Source organism: Flavobacterium sp. CF136, assembly GCF_000282055.1.
GTDB lineage: Bacteria > Bacteroidota > Bacteroidia > Flavobacteriales > Flavobacteriaceae > Flavobacterium.
Map to the genome: position 1 here is coordinate 1 of NZ_AKJZ01000015.1, position 18984 is coordinate 18984.

The window sequence follows — 18984 nt, forward strand, 5'->3', positions numbered from 1 at the left end:
CCTTTTTTAAGTTACAAAATCTATGTTTCTAGCCAGCACTGAGCGGAGTCGAAGTGTGTTGAAAATAATTACACCCAACGGGTTATAATTAGTGTAAATTAATGAAATTAGTGTTCGGTTTTTAATCGTTCTCTTAAATCCGCAACACCTTCAGAAGCAACTTTAGGAATAACTTCAACTTTATTTCGAATATTCGGAATCGAAATCGGTTTTGGATCAATATAAAAAACAGGAGTAATGCTGTAAGTGTACGAAATCAGTCCGGCTGCCGGATAAACTTGCAGAGATGTACCGATTACGGCAAAATAATCAGCTTCTTCTACTATTTTAATGGCTTCTTCAAGAGCAGGAACTTCTTCTCCGAACCAAACAATATGCGGACGCAGCTGATGTCCATTTTCGTCAAAATCTCCGGTAAATAAATCTTCTGTCCAGTCTAAAATCAGGTTTTTGTTTTGCGTACTTCTCACTTTTAGTAATTCACCATGCAAGTGCAATACTTTTGTACTTCCTGCGCGCTCATGTAAATCGTCTACGTTCTGAGTAATAATATGTACATCAAAATCTTTTTCTAATTCGGCCAAAATCTGATGCCCTAAATTAGGTTGGACTTCTTTCAGCTGCTGACGTCTTTTATTATAAAAATCCAATACCAATTCCTGATTTTTATACCAGCCTTCCGGAGTTGCAACTTCCATTACATCATGACCCTCCCATAAACCATCGCTGTCGCGAAAAGTTTTTATTCCGCTTTCAGCACTAATTCCTGCACCGGTTAGAACGACTAATTTTTTCTTCATTTTGATTTGATTCTAAAAAATAAAAATAATCAATTCTCAACTAAAACGAACTGTTGATTTTATAAAAAATGAATTTATTAAAGCAATCATTTTTTTAGTATTTTTACTATAAATAAACAGCAATATGCTGATTTATATCATTTTGTTTTACGTGTGAAAATAATTTTCAAATGATACTAATACAATTTACAGGTCTCTCAGGTTCCGGTAAAACTACATTAGCAAAAAATGTGGAGCATTTGCTGGTAGAGAAAGGACACAAAGTTGAAATCGTAGACGGCGACATTTACAGAAAAACACTTTGTAAAGACCTGGGATTTTCAAAAGATGACAGATGCGAAAATGTCAGGCGGCTTTTTAATGTCGGGCAGGATTTTGTTCAGTCTGAAGTTATCGTTTTAATGTCAGTAATAAATCCTTACGAAGATTTAAGAAACGAAATAAGACAATATGATTTTGTCAGAACGGTTTTTCTCGACTGTTCGATAGATAATCTCATTAAAAGAGATCCGAAAGGCTTATACCAAAAAGCACTTCTGCCGGATAACGACAGTAATAAGATAAAAAATTTTACAGGAATAAGTGATGTTTACGAAGTTCCTTTAAAAGCTGATTTAACACTTAAAACTGATTCAGAACCGGAATCAGTTTCAACAAATAAACTTTATTACTTTATAATAGATAACATTACTAATGCTGTTTAAGATCATAAAAGCTGACAATAAAATAAATTTTAGTGTATGGAAAATATAGATCACCCTCTTTTACATTGGATTCCTTATAAGTTAATTGAAAAAGATGGAGAGGTGTATTTTGAATGGATTTATCTGGGAGAAAAAAGGTATTCAGATCCTTTTTTTGATGAAACAATGATAAAATGCAGAAGTCATTCCAACAATTCAAATTTTTTTAAAGTTGTAAGTACTGTACAAAATCTTATTGATTGGTCTGCACAATTGGTTTCTGCTGAGTTAAAAGCATTTGTATTTCATATATCGCGTTGCGGTTCTACGATGTTAGCGCAATCTTTAGCAGTTTCTCCACAAAATATAATAGTTTCTGAAGCCCCGATTATTGATGAGGTTATAAGAAGTGAATTTTTTGATCTGGATAAAAAAAGAACTCTTGTCAAAGCCATAATTGTAATATTAGGACAGAAAAGGTTTCCGGAAGAAAATAATTTAGTTGTAAAACTGGATTCCTGGCACATATTTGAAGCTGACGAATTAAGATCAATTTTTCCTGAATTGCCTTTTGTTTTGCTTTACAGAAACCCAATTGAAGTTTTAAAATCGCATTCGAAACTTAAAGGAATGCATATGGTTCCGAATTTACTTCCGGCCGCTATTTTTGGTATAAGTAATAAACAAATTGAGGAAATTACTTTTCAACAATACAGTGCAGTAGTTCTTGAAAAGTATTTTGAAGCTTATTATAATTTTCATGAAACAGATCAAAATGTTTCGGTATTCAATTATAAAGAAGGGATGAAATCTATTTTAGAAAGATTTCTGACTATTATGGATGCTGATTTTTACATCGAAGAAGTAGATCAGATGAATGAGCGTTTAAAAAAACATTCTAAAAATAAAAAGAACACTTTTAAGGGCGATTCATTTGTGGATGAGAATTTAGCAATTGATGTCAGTAAGGTTAATAGGTTATATGAAAAATTAGAGGAGAAATTAGTTGGACAGTTGGCTGGCAGAAATTAACGATTACTTTGTTAACGATTCTTTTTTAGTATTTTTGCGGCAAATAAAACCAAAATGATTGATTTAGATTATCTCGCTTTTCTTGAAAATATACTTACTGATAATCGCAAAGAAAGATTTCTAAATGTTCTGGCCAATCGTACCAAACATTTTACGATTGCTGTAGAAGATGTTTTTCAGATGCATAATACGAGTGCCGTTATGCGCAGTTGTGAAGTTTTTGGGATTCAGGAACTTAATGTTATTGAGCAGCGTTACGGTAAAAGAATCGATAAGGAGATTGCAATGGGTGCCCAGAAATGGGTAGATATCAATCAGTTTGATTCGATTACGAATTGTCTTTCCACTTTAAAAAATCAAGGTTATCAGATTATTGCAACAACACCTCATGAAAACGATTGTTTGTTGGAGGATTTTGATATTACAAAACCAAGTGCCTTATTTTTCGGTACGGAACGCGATGGACTTTCACAGGAAATATTAGATAAGGCGGATGGCTTTCTTAAGATACCTATGGTTGGTTTTACTGAGAGTTTAAATATTTCTGTTTCGGCTGCAATCATCATTCAAAACCTTACCAATCGACTACGAAATTCAGATATTGCATGGCAATTGTCCGAAGATGAAATTTTGGAAAAACGTTTGTCATGGGCAAAAAGTTCGATTAAAGATATTAAGAGAATAGAAGCTCGTTATTACGAAGAAAATATTAGAGAATAAGGCTGTCAGGTTGAGCGGAGTCGAAACCCTTATAAATTAAAAAGAATCTCGACTCCGCTCGATTTGACAATTTTGTTATTTCCTCAAAAACAAAATAAAGCCTAAAACACTAACAATTAAAATAGTTAGCGCTGCCAAAACCATTGTCAGGTCGCGAATGTTTTTTCCTGCCCAATCCATGAATAAAAATTTATGTAAGATGGCAAAAGAATACCCTTCTACCTTATCTGAATTTTTAACCACAGCAGCTAATCTTGAAGTCGCCGTTTCGATAAAATATGTAGTTTTTTCCGGTGTGTCATATGCTAATTTTATGACCGGCAGTCTTTTGTTTACGAAACCATACTCCCTGCTTTCGAAATCAGTTAAGACTTTTGATTCTAATAATTTTACATTTTCCAAAGAAGGCTGAGGTTCTTCATCAGTACTTTCGACCATTTCACAGCAAGATGCTTTTGGTGCACCGTCTGTAAAATAATAAGCTAAAAACTCCGCATATTCTAAATCTATATTTGGCATAATTTGATTGGTTGTTGCATTGATGTAAACCACTTCTGATTTTGGGTCTTCTTTTTTATTCCATTTAGAATTGGAATCTGATTTTTGTTTTTTGAATTTTTTGGTTTCTTTTTCAACCAATTGACAGCGATAATAAGTTGTGTCGTTAAGTGTAATAATACTAATGTTTTGAAAACGATTCCAGTCTAAATTTAAGCTGGTATTGGGAATCGGGATTTCTTTGGTTTCAAAAGTTGGTTCATAAACCATTTGCGAAAGCGTGTATGGAGCCCATTTTGTAGTAGCATGATATGCGCCGCTAAAAGCAAAAGTTAGCGTAAAAAGAGATACCCAGATTCCGATTTGGCGATGGTATTTTCTTAGTCCTTTAGGTTGAACATTATCTGTTTTTTTGAATTGTTTCCATAATAAACCATAAATTAAGATGCCGCTTAAAGCAGAAAACCCGATAATTGATAACAAGAAAATCATCGTAATAATTCGGATACTATTGTTGGTAATAGCATCAATAAATGACCAATTATGAAAAGTGTCGAAAAACCAAATAAACCATTGTCTTGAAGTTGGATTATAGGTAGCTAATTTCCCTGAAGAAGTTTCCACATAAACTTCCATAGTGTCAGGACGATCGAAAGTCAGTTTGTAAACCGGTAAATAGCGGTTTACGTATTTGTATTGCGAAGTAAATTCGGTTACAATTTCACTGTTTTTTACAGCACTTTTCTGGTCGTCTAAAAAAGATCTTGAAAGCCATTCGGCATATTTTTGATCTCCGTTTTCCAGTTTTTTAGCATTTGAAGTATCGAAATATAATAAATCACCAGGAATCATTTTGACCTGATAAAAAGTGGTATTGTCAAATTGAACTATTCGAAAGTTTTTGAAATCGTTGATACTGTTTTTCTTCAGAACTTCCTGAATCGAAAAATGCAGTTGCTTTTTATCAATGGTTTGTTGTTCCAGTTTATCTCGGGCGATTTCCGGTTTGAAGAAATGTGCCATAAACGGATGCATCAATCCTGATAATGTCCAGAAAATTACAGGAATAATGGTGACTAAACCAATAACACGATGCCACTTATACATGTGCTGTTTGATTTTTTTGATAAATTTAGAATCTTTCTTTTTTGGTTTTTTTTCTTTGCTCATTGTTAGGTTTTTTAGCCCCGATGGGAGCGATATCCTTTTGTGGCGGGGTTCGCCGCAAAAGATATAGCGGACAGCGGGATTAGCTTCTAATACTTATTTTTTTAATGAAAAATTGTACTGTATTCCAAATACAAATGTTCTGGGAGCAGCTGCTGTATAAGTTGGCTGAGCGCCTGTGGTGTTGGCTCTCGAAACATTATAAGCGTATAATTTATCGGTAAGATTCATTACATTTCCGAAGATTTCTATTTTTTTCCATTGATAACCAATTCTTGCATTGAATAAATTATACCCGTCATATTTTACGGTATTAATCTGATCCTGGTAATAACTGCCGACATGTTGCCACTCGATTGAAGTTCTTAGGTTTGGAAGCCAGTTTGGATAATAACTTATCTCTGAGTTCCCGGACCATTTTGGTGCTGCCGGCATTTCTTTTCCGTTTAAATTCTGAACAGGATCTGATGGTTTGTCCGAAAGTTTAAAATCAATATAGGTATGTTGTGCATAAGTTCCGCCAAGACGAATATTAAATTGTTTTGATGGTTTGTATGAAGCACCGAACTCAAGTCCTTTATGACGCGTTTCTCCGGCAGAACGATAATATGTTGAATTATCTGCAAGTTTTATATTTAATAATTCGTTTTTGCCTTCCATATAATAAAGGGCATAATCAAAATTTAATTTATTTTCCAAGAATGAAAACCATCCGCCAATTTCATAGTTGTCAAAAGTTGCCGGTTCCAGGTTATAATAAAAATCTGCCGGGACTCCAGTTGTACCACCAGTTCCGGGTTTAGTTCTAAAGATTGAAGTAATTCCGGGAGGTGCAAAACCTTGTGAATAGTTGCCATAAAAACCTGCAAATTCTACCGGATTATAATTGACTCCAACTTTAAAAGTTGCTTTGTCATATACTTTGCTTCCGGAAGAATTATCTAAAGCATTTTCATAATCTACTTTCATATTGTCGTAACGGCCGCCAAGCGTAATAACTAATTTTTCGATTGGATTAAAACTTACCTGAGCATACCCGGCTGTGTTGAAAATATCAGCGGAATAATCTGCCAGTTTTGAGTCAGGATGCTCCGCAATAATTTCATAAGAATCTACGGTTTGTTTTCCTGCCTCACCAGGATTTAGATTTGCTTTCAAATCAATAACATATGACCAATAGGTTACAGGTGAATAATCATATAAAGCTCCTGCAACAATTTTTGTATGTAGGAAGTCGATTTTTTGAGTATGCTGACCGATAGCTCCGTAACTTTTGAAGTTATTCGAGTTTACTTCACCTTTAGCGGTTGTAGGGTTTACAGTTGGACTCCATTTGATTCCGTAAGAAGGATTTTGACCTAATTTATTGTCACGTAAATAACCTGTGATGTAACTGCTTGAATTATCGTTCCAATCATGCTCAAGGGTTAATCGTGTACGCAAAGCATCAGATTTTCTATAAGTGAAATCGGTTGTGCTTTTATAAGTTCTATTGTTAAAGGCTTCTTCGTTAACACTTCCGCTCATGTCCGAATAATATTTTCCGTACATGGTATTGCTGATCAATCGGGTAGAAGGTGAGATATTATAATCGATTCGGGCATTCAGATTATCTTTATTGTAATCTGAATATGTCATCCAGCCGTTTTCCTGTAAACTTGAAATCCCCGCAATATGAAAACCAACTTTGCCTATTGTTGCGCCACCAGCTGCCTGAAATCTTCTGTAGCCGTAATTATCTGCCTGAATTCCAAATTTAAATTCGGGATCAACAGGTGGTTTTAGTGAAATTAAATTGATAGTTCCGCCAACAGCTTCGGGGCCGTACAATGAAGAAACAGGTCCTTTTACCACTTCGATACTTTGCAAATTATATTGATTAATTTCAAGTAAAGCATTGTGATTGAAGATTCCCATTGGTCGAATTGGCAAACCGTCTTCCAGATATAAGTAATAGGCATTTGTTGTCATTGGCTGACGAATCGACATCATGTGTTGTTCGTTTCCTAAATTGACCATTAATACACCGGGTGTTTTATTGATGATTTCGTAAACGGCAGTGGCTTTGGTTTCGTTAATGGTTTTTGCCGTTATTTTGCTGATGGCAACTGGAGTTTCTTTACGTAAAGTTGCCGTACGGTTGGCAGTTACAAAAACATTTTCAAGTTCCTGAGATTTGGTTGTGTCCTGCTCTACTTTGTTTTGTGCAAAAACACATTGCCCTATGATTAACAGGGTAAAGTATATATTTTTCATTTTAAATTATATAAATTTTAAAAAGTAACCGGTATTCTTTGGCTTTAAACCAAGAAAAGACCTTTCAATTTGTATTGAAAAGGGAGACTAAAATTTATATAAAATAGGATGGGGGATGAAAAGTAGTATTTGAAACCGATATTGGTTTGTTGTCATTAAAAGCGAAAAGTTTTGCTTTTGATTCAATCAGTTCTACTAGTTTGAAATTATTTAAAGTTGTATTCTGAATGTAAACTACTTCTGCTTTTTCTTTCAGATTGTTTTGCATTCTTTTTTCGTTATCGGAGTATTTTTTTAAACTTTTTTGAAGTTCACAACGACCGTTACAACTATTAAAAACCATTTTTCGCTGTACGCATATGGTTTTTGAAATTTCTTCCTGATTTAATTTGAATGCCGTATAAACAAAGAAACTGCCAAATGATGGCACTAAAAGCATACAGGAAAGAAATATGATGATTAACTTTTTCAAAAGTTGTTTCGTTGTTTACGATTGCAAAAGTACATTTTTATTATTTTTAAACAGTATGATTTTTGTCATTTTGCAAAAAAAAATCCCCAATTACAACAGTAGTTGGGGATAATTTGAGTTTTTAGTCACAGTTTTCAGTCTTCAGAATGTAAACTGTGACTGTACACTGGAACTTTTATTATTTAACAAGAACCCAGGCTCCTGAAGCTAATAAGGTTTCTGCTTTTTTAAATTTCATTGTTTCAGTTTTACCTGTAGCAATTTCCTGAACAGTTACAGTATCATTACGATTGATTTTTGGCATATCTCTCACAATGGTTTCCGTAACCTGACGTTGTTGTGTTTCTCCGGCTTCGCGATTGATGTTTTCGCTGTTTACAATTTCGTCTTTGCTTAATTTGAAGTTTTCTTTTTGACGAACTTCTCTTGCTTCGTGAATCTCAGGAACGTTTTGAGCTGGTAAATCACCTTTGAATAAAAATGAAATCACCTCTTTATTTACGTTGTCCAACATTCCTCTGAACAAATTGAAGGCTTCTAATTTGTAGATAAGTAATGGATCTTTTTGTTCATGAACAGCTAATTGAACAGATTGTTTCAATTCGTCCATTTTACGTAAGTGTTTTTTCCAGGCTTCATCAACAATAGAAAGTGTGATGTTTTTCTCGAAATCAGCAATTAATTGTGTTCCTTCGCTTTCATACGCTTTTTTCAGGTCAGTTACCACATTTAACGTTTTTATTCCGTCTGTAAATGGAACTACGATACGCTCAAAATGATTGTTTGGCTCTTCGTAAACTCCTTTTATGATTGGGAAAGCTTCTCGGGCACTACGTTCTGTTTTTTCAGTATAGAAAGCTAAAGTTTCCTTGTATATTTTTCCTGTGATTTCAATATCAGTTAATTTTGCAAAATCAGCTTCAGAAATTGGAGAAGTGATCGAGAAATAACGAATCAAATCAAATTCGAAATTTTTGAAATCATTTATTGGTTTTGTCTGACTTACGATTAATTCGCAAGTATCATAAAGCATGTTTGCAATATCCAGTTTCAAACGCTCACCAAATAATGCGTGACGACGACGTTTGTAAACTACCTCACGTTGTGAGTTCATTACGTCATCATATTCTAATAAACGTTTACGAACCCCAAAGTTGTTTTCTTCTACTTTTTTCTGAGCACGCTCAATAGATTTAGTCATCATAGAATGCTGAATAACTTCGCCTTCCTGTAATCCCATTCTGTCCATTACTTTAGCAACTCTTTCGGAACCAAATAAACGCATTAGGTTATCTTCAAGAGAAACATAAAACTGAGAACTTCCCGGATCTCCCTGACGTCCTGCACGACCACGCAACTGTCTGTCTACACGACGGGAATCATGACGTTCTGTACCTACGATCGCTAAACCTCCGGCAGCTTTTACTTCTGGAGATAATTTAATATCGGTACCACGACCAGCCATGTTGGTAGCAATAGTTACAACTCCGGCTTTTCCTGCTTCTTCTACGATTTGTGCCTCTTGTTTGTGCATTTTAGCATTCAAAACGTTATGTGTAACGCCTCTCATTTTCAACATTCGGCTTAACAATTCTGAAATCTCCACAGAAGTTGTTCCAATTAAAACAGGTCTTCCTGCATTTGATAATTGTGTGACATCTTCAATTACAGCATTGAATTTTTCACGTGTGGTTTTATAAATGTAATCTTCTTTATCTTGTCTTGACATCGGACGGTTGGTTGGAATTTCAACAACGTCTAATTTATAAATCTGCCATAACTCTCCGGCTTCAGTCACAGCTGTACCTGTCATACCGCCCAATTTGCTGTACATTCTAAAGTAGTTTTGTAAAGTAACTGTAGCGAATGTTTGTGTAGCAGCTTCGATTTTTACATTTTCTTTAGCTTCAATTGCCTGGTGTAAACCATCAGAATAACGACGGCCATCCATGATACGACCCGTTTGTTCATCGACAATCATAATTTTGTTGTCCATGATCACGTATTCTACATCTTTTTCGAATAAAGCGTAAGCTTTTAAAAGTTGCGTTAAAGTATGGATACGCTCGCTTTTTACTCCAAAATCCTGAAATAATCTTTCTTTTGCTTCTGCTTCAGCATCTTTGTCCAGTTTTTGTTTTTCGATAGCTGCAATTTCAGTTCCGATATCCGGAAGTACGAAAAAGTCTGAATCTGTATCTCCAGAAAGGTATTGGATACCATTATCAGTCAATTCAACCTGATTGTTTTTTTCTTCAATAACAAAATACAAAGCTTCATCCACTTTATGCATTTCGCGATTGTTATCCTGCATGTATTGATTTTCGGTTTTTTGAAGTAATTGCTTAATTCCTTCTTCACTCAAAAATTTAATTAATGCTTTATTTTTAGGTAAACTTCTGTAAGCTCTTAACAATAAGAATCCACCTTCTTTAGTGTTTCCTTCTTTGATTAATTTTTTAGCTTCAGCCAGGAAACCATTTGCTAACTGGCGTTGTTGACTTACTAAGTTTTCAATTTTTGGTTTCAACTCATTAAATTCATGACGATCTCCCTGAGGAACCGGTCCTGAAATAATAAGTGGTGTTCTTGCATCATCAATTAATACAGAATCGACCTCGTCGACAATAGCGTAATTATGTTTTCTTTGCACTAAATCGCTCGGCGAATGCGCCATGTTATCTCTTAAGTAGTCAAAACCAAATTCATTATTGGTTCCGTAAGTGATATCAGCGTCGTATGCTTTTTTTCTTTGTTCAGTACTTGGCTGGTGATTATCAATACAATCAACTGTTAAACCATGAAATTCGAATAAAGGTGCTTTCCATGTACTGTCACGTTTTGCAAGGTAATCATTCACAGTTACTAAGTGAACTCCGTTTCCGGTTAAAGCATTTAAGTAAAGAGGAAGCGTAGCCACTAACGTTTTACCTTCACCCGTTTGCATTTCGGCAACTTTACCTTCGTGTAAAACCATTCCGCCAATTAACTGAACATCATAATGAATCATGTCCCAGGTAATTTCTTTACCGGCAGCATTCCATTTGTTAGCCCAGATAGCTTTGTCACCTTCAATAGTAACATATGTTTTGGCAGCAGAGAATTCTCTGTCTTTTTCGGTTGCGGTAACTTCAATAAAAGAATTGTCTTTAAAGCGACGGGCAGTTTCTTTAACAACAGAAAAAGCTTCCGGAAGAATTTCTAATAATGTTTTCTCGGAGATTTCATATGCTTCTTTTTCAAGGGCATCTATAGCATCATAAAGATCTTCTCTTTTATCGATGTCTTCAATATTTTCAACTTCGGCTTTAAGCGAAGCAATCTTAGCATCTTTATCAGCTCTGGCTTCTTTTATTTTTTCTTTAAAAAATGCGGTCCTGGCTCTTAATTCGTCATGAGACAAACTCGTTAAGCTGGTTTCGAATGTTTTAATTTTGTTTAAATACGGTTGTAAAGCTTTGACATCTTTCTGTGATTTATCACCTACAAAGACTTTAATAATACTGTTTATGAAACTCATGATTTATTGTATTTCTATATTATGTAAATGTGTATTTTGAGCCAAAAAAAAAGCCTCCTTGATGAGAGACTTTTTCCTTTGGTTTATTTTTTAATATTCATCCTCATTCCAAAGATAATCTTCGTCTGTTGGATAATCAGGCCAAATTTCTTCCATTGATTCATATATCTCTCCTTCATCCTCAATTGACTGAAGGTTTTCTACTACTTCTAATGGAGCCCCAGCTCTAATAGCGTAATCAATAAGTTCGTCTTTGTTAGCAGGCCATGGTGCATCACTTAAATAAGATGCTAATTCTAATGTCCAATACATCTGTTATCTGTTTAGTTTGTGCAAAAATAAATTTTTTACTGAAAAAGACAAGTAAAATTTGATTTATTTTAATAAAATTTAAGAACGTCTCTATAAATATTCAGTTTTCGGTGCCAGTTTGCAGTCTAAAAACTGAAAAATCGGAACTGTTTACTTTCGCGGAATCCACTTCACTTCATCCGCTTTTAAGTCTGACGACAACTTCCGTGCCAAGACAAAAAGGTAGTCAGAAAGTCGGTTTAGGTATCGAATTGCGATTTCAGGAACGTGTTCATTATGACTTAAATGTACTGTCAGACGCTCTGCACGACGGCATATGCAACGTGCAATATGACAATGTGACACGGTAGGATGTCCGCCCGGTAAAACAAAATGAGTCATTTGTGGAAGGCTTTCTTCCATTTTATCAATTTCGTTTTCTAACAATTCAATATCAGTATCAATGATTCCGAGATTTTTTAATCGAAGTTCACCGTTTTTCAATACTTCTTTTTCTTCCGGAGTTGCCAAAATGGCGCCAACTGTAAATAATCGATCCTGAATTTCTATTAAAATGGTTTTATAATACGAATTGATTTCCTGATCGCGAATGAGACCTATATAAGAATTTAATTCATCAACTGTGCCGTAGCTGTCAATACGGATATGATCTTTAGGAACACGTGTGCCTCCAAAAAGAGCCGTTGTTCCTTTATCTCCGGTTTTTGTATATACTTTCATTTTTGTAATTTTTAGATTTCAGAGTTCTGATTTTAGATTTTAGATTTTTAATCGGAATTCTAAAATCAGAAATCTACAATTATTTGATAGTGTCACTTTCAATCATTCCATCTCTCAAACGAATTACGCGATGAGCGTAGGCTGCAATATCTTCTTCGTGCGTTACCAGAATTACAGTATTTCCTAGTGCATGAATGTCTCCAAAAAGCTTCATAATTTCTACAGAAGTTTTACTGTCTAAGTTTCCGGTTGGTTCATCGGCCAAAATAATAGAGGGCTTATTGACCAAAGCACGGGCAATTGCCACACGCTGGCGCTGTCCTCCAGAAAGCTGGTTTGGCTGGTGATCCATTCTATCGGCAAGATTTACTTGTTTTAGAACTTCTGTCGCACGGACTATACGTTCTGATTTGGAATGTCCGGCATAAATCATGGGTAAAGCCACATTGTCTAAAGCAGTAGTTCTGGGCAAAAGATTAAATGTCTGAAAAACGAAACCAATTTCTTTGTTTCGGATTCCTGCTAATTCATCGTCTTTCATTTGGCTCACATCTTTTCCGTTTAACACATAACGTCCGGAAGTTGGTGTGTCCAAACAACCAAGTAAATTCATTAAAGTAGATTTCCCTGATCCTGAAGGCCCCATTAAAGCTACATACTCTCCTTTGTTTATTTCTAAATCAATCCCTTTTAAGACATACACTATTTCGTTACCAAGAACAAAATCTCGTTTTATGTCCGTTATTTTAATTAATGGATTTGCCATTTCGTTTTTACAATTTTGATTTTAAAAGTACAAAACACTTTTCAATAATCGATGAGTAGCCTTTAATTGATTTTTGTTACAAGGCCGGGGTTATTTTAATGATTACATGTTTAATTTTAAAAGCATACTTTAAATTGAAAAATATGTTGTTATATGATTTTAAGTTATTTTTACATAATTGTCATATTTTGTAATTTTAATTAAATTATTTATAAAATAAAAGCTAATTTATTATTAATAATTTACTTTTATTCAGTTTTTTAACTATATTTGTTATCTAATATTTAAATAATCAAGATTATGAAAAACATACAAATTTTATCAGGGATTTTATTAATAACTCTAAGTCTTACATCTTGTAAGGATGAAAAACAGGAAAAAGCCAAAAAGACAATCGACTCCTATGTAACCTACGTCGATTCTGTGAAAAATGTTTCAGCTGACAATTTAAAAGAAAACTGGAAAGATGTTGAGGCAGAATATGACAGAAGAGCAGAAAATGCTCAACTGGCACTTGCCGATATTAAAGAAAATGCAGCCGAGACTGAAAAAATAAATACAAGTAAAATAAAATACGAAGAATTCAAAAATGAGATGACTACCCTTTTTGCCCCACCGGCACCCAGTGCTAAACAACAATTGCGTAATGCTTTATTTGGTGAAGGAAAGATTGGTAATGACATGAGTTTTAGTTGGGTAAATGCCCAAAATATTCATAGTGTTTATCAACAATTTGTTAATACTGTGCAAGATAACAAAGATAAATATTCCCGTGAAGACTGGGATGAAATCAAATTGATGTATGAAGCTCTTGACAGTCGTAAAAACACAGTCGAAAAAGAAGGACTTACCTCTGAAGATAATAGAAAAATTGCAGGTTTAAAATTAAAATTTGCTCCAATGTATACCCTAAACAGAATGGGAGCTAAATCTGAAGAAACGGCTGCCGCTAAAAAATAATAGGTTAATTGGTTTTATTTAGTAAAAATGACAATCAGAAATGGTTGTCATTTTTTTTATGCCCGAATCACAAAGTGCTCTTTTTTCTGTTCACGTCTGAAAAACACAAATCCCCATTGAAAAGTATCTATTGTAACAGTCACTTTTGAGTGGTTTTGAATAATTTCCCAGACTTCTTCCATTTCCAATGACCAATGAATATCATCAAAAATCCAAACAGAATCATTGTCGATAGTTGGTAATAAAAATTCAAAATAAGCTAAAGTGGCTTTTTTCGAATGGTTTCCGTCAAAATATATTAAGTTGTAGCTTTCAGTTTCAGTTTTCAGTCTCAGTTTGATATCTTGAAAATATTTTTCAAATTCTGTTACAATTGAATTTACATTATTGAAATTGAATTTTTGTAATTGTAATTGACATTGATTTGCTGTTTCAGAACAACCTTCTAAAGTAATTACTTTTGCTTTTGGATTTCCCAACGCCAGGGCAGAAGTTGCTAAACCTAATGAAGTTCCTATTTCAAGAATGTTTTCCGGTTTAAAATAATTGGTAACCCTGAATAATAATTCGGCACGTTTTGGTAAAATTCCTGCTGTTTTTGCAATTTTAGAAATTTGTCTTCTGTTTGATTTAAAAACTCTTGAACCGGCACCAAAATCAGTTACTTCAATAAAATTTTTATTTTCAAGTAGTGATTTTCGATACTTCTTAAGGATTAGATATTCAGGTTTTGGCTTTTTATCGTAAAAACACTTCGTCAATAAATTAAACACAAACGGCGAATGAACTGCATGTTCGTTTTTTGAATGCCAAAGGAATTTAATGTATGATTTTATTTGAAATAGCATAGAAACATTTATAAAGTAGCCGCGAAGATACAAAAGCAAAGACAATACCCAAAAGCATAGGTTTTAAGAAGTTTTATTGTGTCTTAAAAGACTATATTTGCGACCTTGAAATTAATACACATTTTATGATGTTAAAGGAAGAAAAAGAGGATAAGAGTGTAATAACTTCCGAAGAAATTGATCGATGTATTGCTATTCTGGCACAATTAAATAATGATACAGATCAGATATTTGATATTCCGAAAGATCAAAGAATAGCATTGATTAAAGCTGCAGGAATGTTTTCGAGACCGGATAGAGGAGAGTTTTCCAGAAGAATTAAGGATGGAAAACAAGCCGCTAAACGTAAAATGGAAAAGAAAGACAAAACGGCACGTAAAGAAACCGGAATTCGTTATGCCCGTGAAGCTAGTGTGTTTGTTGCCCCAAAATTATTAGCTTTTAATGATCTCGCTCATAAAGAACAATTAGAATTAGAAAAGCCCGGAAACTGTTATGTATGTAAAACAGGTTTTACTAAAATGCATCATTTTTATGATACAATGTGCACCGATTGTGGTGATTTTAATTATGCGAAACGTTTTCAAACAGCTGATGTAAAAGGGCAGGTGGCTGTTATTACGGGGTCCCGGTTAAAAATTGGTTATCATATTACTTTGATGCTTTTGCGGGCTGGAGCAACTGTTATTGCAACAACCCGTTTTCCTGTTGACTCTGCGCTGCGTTTTTCTAGAGAAGATGATTTTCTAGAGTGGGGACATCGATTAAAAATTCACGGATTAGATTTGCGGCATATTCCCAGTGTGGAGATTTTTTGCAATTTTATTGAACAAAAATACGAACGCCTGGATATTCTGATCAATAATGCTGCACAAACGGTGAGACGTCCTGCCGGATTTTATACTCATTTAATGGAGAATGAGGAGCGATCAATAGGTTCTTTGCCAAAGCAGGCCCGGGAATTATTATTGGATCATACTAATTGCCTGGATGAATTAAAAATATTGACAGCAGGTGCTTCTTCCAATCAAAATATGCCGGTAACATGGCACGGACCAGAACCTGGAATTGGGTTACGTGCTTCGGCCAAATTATCTCAAATACCATATTCTTTTGATAATGCCCTGGTAGCAAATGAAGTTTTTCCGGAAGGAGAATTGGATGCCGATTTGCAGCAAGTAGATTTGAGGAAAACAAATAGCTGGCGTTTGCGTCTGGGTCAAATAGAGACGACTGAAATGATTGAAGTTCAATTGGTGAATTCGGTTGCTCCTTTTGTATTGTGTAATCGCCTTTCGGAAGTAATGAAGAAAGACAATACAGGACAAAAACATATTATCAATGTTTCGGCAATGGAGGGGAAATTTCATCGCTTTTTTAAAGAGGACCGTCATCCGCATACCAATATGGCCAAAGCCGCTCTAAATATGCTAACGCATACTTCATCCGGTACGCTGGCAAAACATGGTATTTTTATGAATGCAGTAGATACAGGTTGGGTAACTGACGAAGATCCCGCTGAATTAGCCAAGAAGAAACAAGAACTGGAGGATTTTCAACCGCCATTGGATATTGTCGATGGTGCAGCGCGTGTTATGGATCCTTTGTTTGATGGTATTAATACAGGGAAACATTGGTGTGGAAAGTTTTTGAAAGACTACAATCCGATTCCATGGTAATTGTAATTGTAAGTCTCAGTCTCAGTTTTTAGTCTCAGTCTGTATTTTTTTTCTCCAAATAAAAAGAAGGTTTTTCTTATTTTTTTATTATCCTTGTAAAAAATTAAATTTATGGATTTTAAAGAATTACTGGCTTATAAAAGATCATTTCAACTTGCTATGGAAATTTTCGAAATATCAAAATCATTTCCATCGGAAGAAAAATATTCTCTTACTGATCAAATACGTCGTTCATCAAGGAGTGTAAGTGCTAATATTTCTGAGTCATATAGAAAAAGAAGATATGTAAATCATTTTATAAGCAAGTTGACAGATAGTGATGCAGAAAATTCAGAAACAAATGTTTGGTTAGAATTTTCATTACAATGCAACTACATTAATAAAGATACATATGATAATTTAAATAATAAAAGTTTAGAAATTGGAAAGTTGATTAACTACATGATAAACAATCCCAATAAATTTGGTTGTACAATATAGATTTCTTTTTTGAATACAATACTGTTTAAATTTAATTAGCCTAAGATTAAGAGATATAAAAAAACCATAACAAAAACTCATTTTGTTATGGTTTTTTATAATTTAATTCTAAACTAAAAAAAATCGACAATATGACTGAACACTGCCACTGTGACTTTAATACTAAAATTAACCTTCGATCTTCGCAGAAAGCTCAAACCAGCGTTCTTCTTTCTGGTCTATTTTATTGATGATGTTTTGCAATTCGTTTGCTTTTTTCTCAATATCGGCATCTACAACTTTTCCGTCAGAGAATAATTGTTCAATTTTAGTTTTGTCAACTTCTAAATCTTTAATTTCTTTTTCCAGTTTTTGATATTCTTTTTGCTCGTTAAAAGTTAAATTTCCAGTCGGATTATTTTGTTTCCAATCTTTCTTTTCGGCTTTGTTCTCTTCTTTTTGGGCAACATCAGCGCTATCTTCATAAGCTCTAAAGTCAGAATAGTTTCCCGGGAAATTTTCGATTTCACCATTTCCTCTAAAAATAAATAAGTGATCGACAATTTTGTCCATAAAATAACGGTCGTGTGAAACTACCAATAAACATCCCGGATAATCTAAAAGGAAACTTTCAAGAACATTTAACGTAACAATATCTAAATCGTTTGTGGGCTCATCGAGAATTAAAAAGTTAGGGTTCTGAATCAAAACAGTACATAAATACAAACGTTTTAATTCACCACCGCTTAATTTTTCGACAAAATCATATTGTTTTTTAGCATCAAAAAGAAAACGCTCTAATAATTGCGAAGCCGAAATCATTCTGCCTTTTGCAAGCGGAATAAATTCACCATATTCTTTAATAATATCGATAACACGCTGATTTGGTTTCGGATTGATTCCGCTCTGCGTGTAATAACCCACTTTTATGGTCTCTCCTTTTACCACACGCCCACTATCAAGCGGAAGTGCTCCCGTTAGAAGATTTAAAAAAGTCGATTTTCCGGTTCCGTTTTTACCAATAATTCCGATACGTTCTCCTCGTTGGAAATCAAAGCTGAAATTATCAAGAATAACGTGGTCTTTAAATTTTTTAGAAATTTTGTGAAGCTCAAGAATTTTGCTTCCCATACGTTCCATATTAATTTCAAGTTCAACTTTATTTTCCTGACGACGACTTTGCGCTTTTTCTTTAATTACGTAAAAATCATCCTGGCGTGATTTCGATTTTGTCGTTCTCGCTTTTGGCTGACGGCGCATCCATTCTAATTCTTTTACAAATAAATTTTTGGCTTTGTCAACACTTGCGTTTTCGGAGGCAATCCGCTCTTCTTTTTTCTCTAAATAATAAGAGTAATTTCCTTTGTATTGGTATAATTTTCCGTTGTCTAATTCGATAATTTCGTTACAAACACGCTCTAAAAAGAAACGGTCGTGCGTAACCATAAACAGCGTAATATTTTCTTTGGCAAAGTAACTTTCAAGCCATTCGATCATTTCAAGATCTAAATGGTTGGTTGGCTCATCCAGAATCAATAAATCTGGTCGATTGATCAAAATGATGGCTAATGAAAGACGTTTTTTCTGCCCACCGGAAAGGTTTTTTACTTTTAGTTTAAAATCTTCCAGTTTTAATTTGAAAAGAATCTGTTTGTATTGTGTTTCGAAATCCCACGCATTATGCTGATCCATTCCGTCAAAAGCTTTTTGGTAGGCTTCTTCGTCATCTGGGTTCTCTAATGCTTTTTCATAAGCTTCAATTACTTTAAGAGTTTCATTGTCTGAAGCGAAAATACTTTCTTCGATAGTCAGTTCTTCCTGCAAATTGTTATTTTGCGAAAGAAAAGCCATTCTGATTCCTTTTCTTAAAACTACCTGACCTGTATCTGGTTCGTCCAAACCATTAATAATGCTCATAATGGTTGTTTTTCCGGAACCATTTTTGGCAATAAAAGCAATTTTTTGATCTTTATTGATTCCGAATGAGATGTTGTCAAATAAGGTTCTTTCCCCAAACGACTTCGATATATTTTCTACAGATAAGTAATTCACTTTGTAAATTATGAGTTATAAATTATAAGCTGTGAATATT

The 18984-nt window shown here is 34.2% G+C and carries 16 protein-coding genes; 6 read left to right on the forward strand and 10 right to left on the reverse strand.

All coding sequences use genetic code 11. From position 1 onward, the window contains the following. Positions 1-107 precede the first annotated feature (107 nt). Positions 108-800, reverse strand: coding sequence for an SIR2 family NAD-dependent protein deacylase (locus tag PMI10_RS06115; protein ID WP_007805718.1), 693 nt, complete (start codon positions 798-800; stop codon positions 108-110). 170 nt (positions 801-970) lie between these two features. Between PMI10_RS06115 and cysC the strand changes: the two genes are divergently transcribed. Genes cysC through PMI10_RS06130 form a run of 3 tightly spaced genes read left to right on the forward strand, consistent with a single transcriptional unit; the run spans position 971 to position 3235 of the window. Then, positions 971-1504 (forward strand): adenylyl-sulfate kinase, encoded by a 534-nt coding sequence (gene cysC, locus PMI10_RS06120; protein ID WP_007805720.1) that lies wholly within the window; start codon positions 971-973, stop codon positions 1502-1504. Positions 1505-1540: 36 nt separating this feature from the next. Further along, positions 1541-2515 (forward strand): sulfotransferase family protein, encoded by a 975-nt coding sequence (locus tag PMI10_RS06125; RefSeq protein WP_007805723.1) that lies wholly within the window; start codon positions 1541-1543, stop codon positions 2513-2515. Positions 2516-2569: 54 nt separating this feature from the next. Continuing rightward, positions 2570-3235, forward strand: coding sequence for a TrmH family RNA methyltransferase (locus PMI10_RS06130; protein ID WP_007805725.1), 666 nt, complete (start codon positions 2570-2572; stop codon positions 3233-3235). A 75-nt stretch (positions 3236-3310) separates the two neighbouring features. Here the strand turns inward: PMI10_RS06130 and PMI10_RS06135 are convergent, their stop codons facing one another. The 7 genes from PMI10_RS06135 to PMI10_RS06165 all read right to left on the reverse strand — a co-directional run bounded on the left by PMI10_RS06135 (position 3311) and on the right by PMI10_RS06165 (position 12946). Continuing rightward, positions 3311-4903 carry a PepSY-associated TM helix domain-containing protein gene (locus tag PMI10_RS06135; protein WP_007805727.1) on the reverse strand — a complete coding sequence of 531 codons (1593 nt, stop codon included), beginning with the start codon at positions 4901-4903 and terminating at the stop codon, positions 3311-3313. Positions 4904-4996: 93 nt separating this feature from the next. Then, positions 4997-7156 (reverse strand): TonB-dependent receptor, encoded by a 2160-nt coding sequence (locus PMI10_RS06140; protein ID WP_007805729.1) that lies wholly within the window; start codon positions 7154-7156, stop codon positions 4997-4999. 94 nt (positions 7157-7250) lie between these two features. Next, complete coding sequence (locus PMI10_RS06145; protein WP_035631492.1) at positions 7251-7628, reverse strand: hypothetical protein; 378 nt, start codon at positions 7626-7628, stop codon at positions 7251-7253. Positions 7629-7806: 178 nt separating this feature from the next. Beyond that, a complete protein-coding gene (secA, locus tag PMI10_RS06150; RefSeq protein WP_007805734.1) occupies positions 7807-11148 on the reverse strand; it encodes a preprotein translocase subunit SecA in 3342 nt (1113 codons plus the stop codon). 90 nt (positions 11149-11238) lie between these two features. After that, entirely contained in the window at positions 11239-11460 is a 222-nt protein-coding gene (locus tag PMI10_RS06155) for a DUF2795 domain-containing protein (RefSeq protein WP_007138072.1), read from the reverse strand. A gap of 150 nt (positions 11461-11610) precedes the next feature. Further along, positions 11611-12180 carry a cob(I)yrinic acid a,c-diamide adenosyltransferase gene (locus tag PMI10_RS06160; RefSeq protein ID WP_007805740.1) on the reverse strand — a complete coding sequence of 190 codons (570 nt, stop codon included), beginning with the start codon at positions 12178-12180 and terminating at the stop codon, positions 11611-11613. Between the two features lie 79 nt (positions 12181-12259). Continuing rightward, positions 12260-12946: an ABC transporter ATP-binding protein gene (locus PMI10_RS06165; RefSeq protein ID WP_007805742.1), complete on the reverse strand. Its 687-nt coding sequence runs from the start codon at positions 12944-12946 to the stop codon at positions 12260-12262. A gap of 300 nt (positions 12947-13246) precedes the next feature. Between PMI10_RS06165 and PMI10_RS06170 the strand changes: the two genes are divergently transcribed. Further along, positions 13247-13906: a DUF6565 domain-containing protein gene (locus tag PMI10_RS06170; protein WP_007805744.1), complete on the forward strand. Its 660-nt coding sequence runs from the start codon at positions 13247-13249 to the stop codon at positions 13904-13906. A gap of 56 nt (positions 13907-13962) precedes the next feature. Here PMI10_RS06170 and PMI10_RS06175 read toward each other — a convergent pair whose 3' ends face one another. After that, positions 13963-14754 (reverse strand): O-methyltransferase, encoded by a 792-nt coding sequence (locus PMI10_RS06175; protein ID WP_007805747.1) that lies wholly within the window; start codon positions 14752-14754, stop codon positions 13963-13965. A gap of 128 nt (positions 14755-14882) precedes the next feature. On the opposite strand from PMI10_RS06175, the gene PMI10_RS06180 reads away from it, so the two are divergent. Together PMI10_RS06180 and PMI10_RS06185 are read left to right on the forward strand one after the other, a co-directional pair. Then, on the forward strand, positions 14883-16433 hold the full coding sequence (locus PMI10_RS06180) for an SDR family oxidoreductase (RefSeq protein WP_035631494.1): 1551 nt from the start codon (positions 14883-14885) through the stop codon (positions 16431-16433). 111 nt (positions 16434-16544) lie between these two features. Next, positions 16545-16913 carry a four helix bundle protein gene (locus PMI10_RS06185; RefSeq protein ID WP_007805754.1) on the forward strand — a complete coding sequence of 123 codons (369 nt, stop codon included), beginning with the start codon at positions 16545-16547 and terminating at the stop codon, positions 16911-16913. A 168-nt stretch (positions 16914-17081) separates the two neighbouring features. On the opposite strand, the gene PMI10_RS06190 is transcribed toward PMI10_RS06185, so the two are convergent. After that, on the reverse strand, positions 17082-18944 hold the full coding sequence (locus tag PMI10_RS06190; RefSeq protein WP_007805756.1) for an ABC-F family ATP-binding cassette domain-containing protein: 1863 nt from the start codon (positions 18942-18944) through the stop codon (positions 17082-17084). Positions 18945-18984: the final 40 nt, after the last annotated feature.

Bases quoted from the DNA above. Each gene is read 5' to 3' on its own strand.
- PMI10_RS06115 (WP_007805718.1), bottom strand. From the start codon at position 800: ATGAAGAAAAAATTAGTCGTTCTAACCGGTGCAGGAATTAGTGCTGAA.
- cysC (WP_007805720.1), top strand. From the start codon at position 971: ATGATACTAATACAATTTACAGGTCTCTCAGGTTCCGGTAAAACTACA.
- PMI10_RS06125 (WP_007805723.1), top strand. From the start codon at position 1,541: ATGGAAAATATAGATCACCCTCTTTTACATTGGATTCCTTATAAGTTA.
- PMI10_RS06130 (WP_007805725.1), top strand. From the start codon at position 2,570: ATGATTGATTTAGATTATCTCGCTTTTCTTGAAAATATACTTACTGAT.
- PMI10_RS06135 (WP_007805727.1), bottom strand. From the start codon at position 4,903: ATGAGCAAAGAAAAAAAACCAAAAAAGAAAGATTCTAAATTTATCAAA.
- PMI10_RS06140 (WP_007805729.1), bottom strand. From the start codon at position 7,156: ATGAAAAATATATACTTTACCCTGTTAATCATAGGGCAATGTGTTTTT.
- secA (WP_007805734.1), bottom strand. From the start codon at position 11,148: ATGAGTTTCATAAACAGTATTATTAAAGTCTTTGTAGGTGATAAATCA.
- PMI10_RS06155 (WP_007138072.1), bottom strand. From the start codon at position 11,460: ATGTATTGGACATTAGAATTAGCATCTTATTTAAGTGATGCACCATGG.
- PMI10_RS06160 (WP_007805740.1), bottom strand. From the start codon at position 12,180: ATGAAAGTATATACAAAAACCGGAGATAAAGGAACAACGGCTCTTTTT.
- PMI10_RS06165 (WP_007805742.1), bottom strand. From the start codon at position 12,946: ATGGCAAATCCATTAATTAAAATAACGGACATAAAACGAGATTTTGTT.
- PMI10_RS06170 (WP_007805744.1), top strand. From the start codon at position 13,247: ATGAAAAACATACAAATTTTATCAGGGATTTTATTAATAACTCTAAGT.
- PMI10_RS06175 (WP_007805747.1), bottom strand. From the start codon at position 14,754: ATGCTATTTCAAATAAAATCATACATTAAATTCCTTTGGCATTCAAAA.
- PMI10_RS06180 (WP_035631494.1), top strand. From the start codon at position 14,883: ATGTTAAAGGAAGAAAAAGAGGATAAGAGTGTAATAACTTCCGAAGAA.
- PMI10_RS06185 (WP_007805754.1), top strand. From the start codon at position 16,545: ATGGATTTTAAAGAATTACTGGCTTATAAAAGATCATTTCAACTTGCT.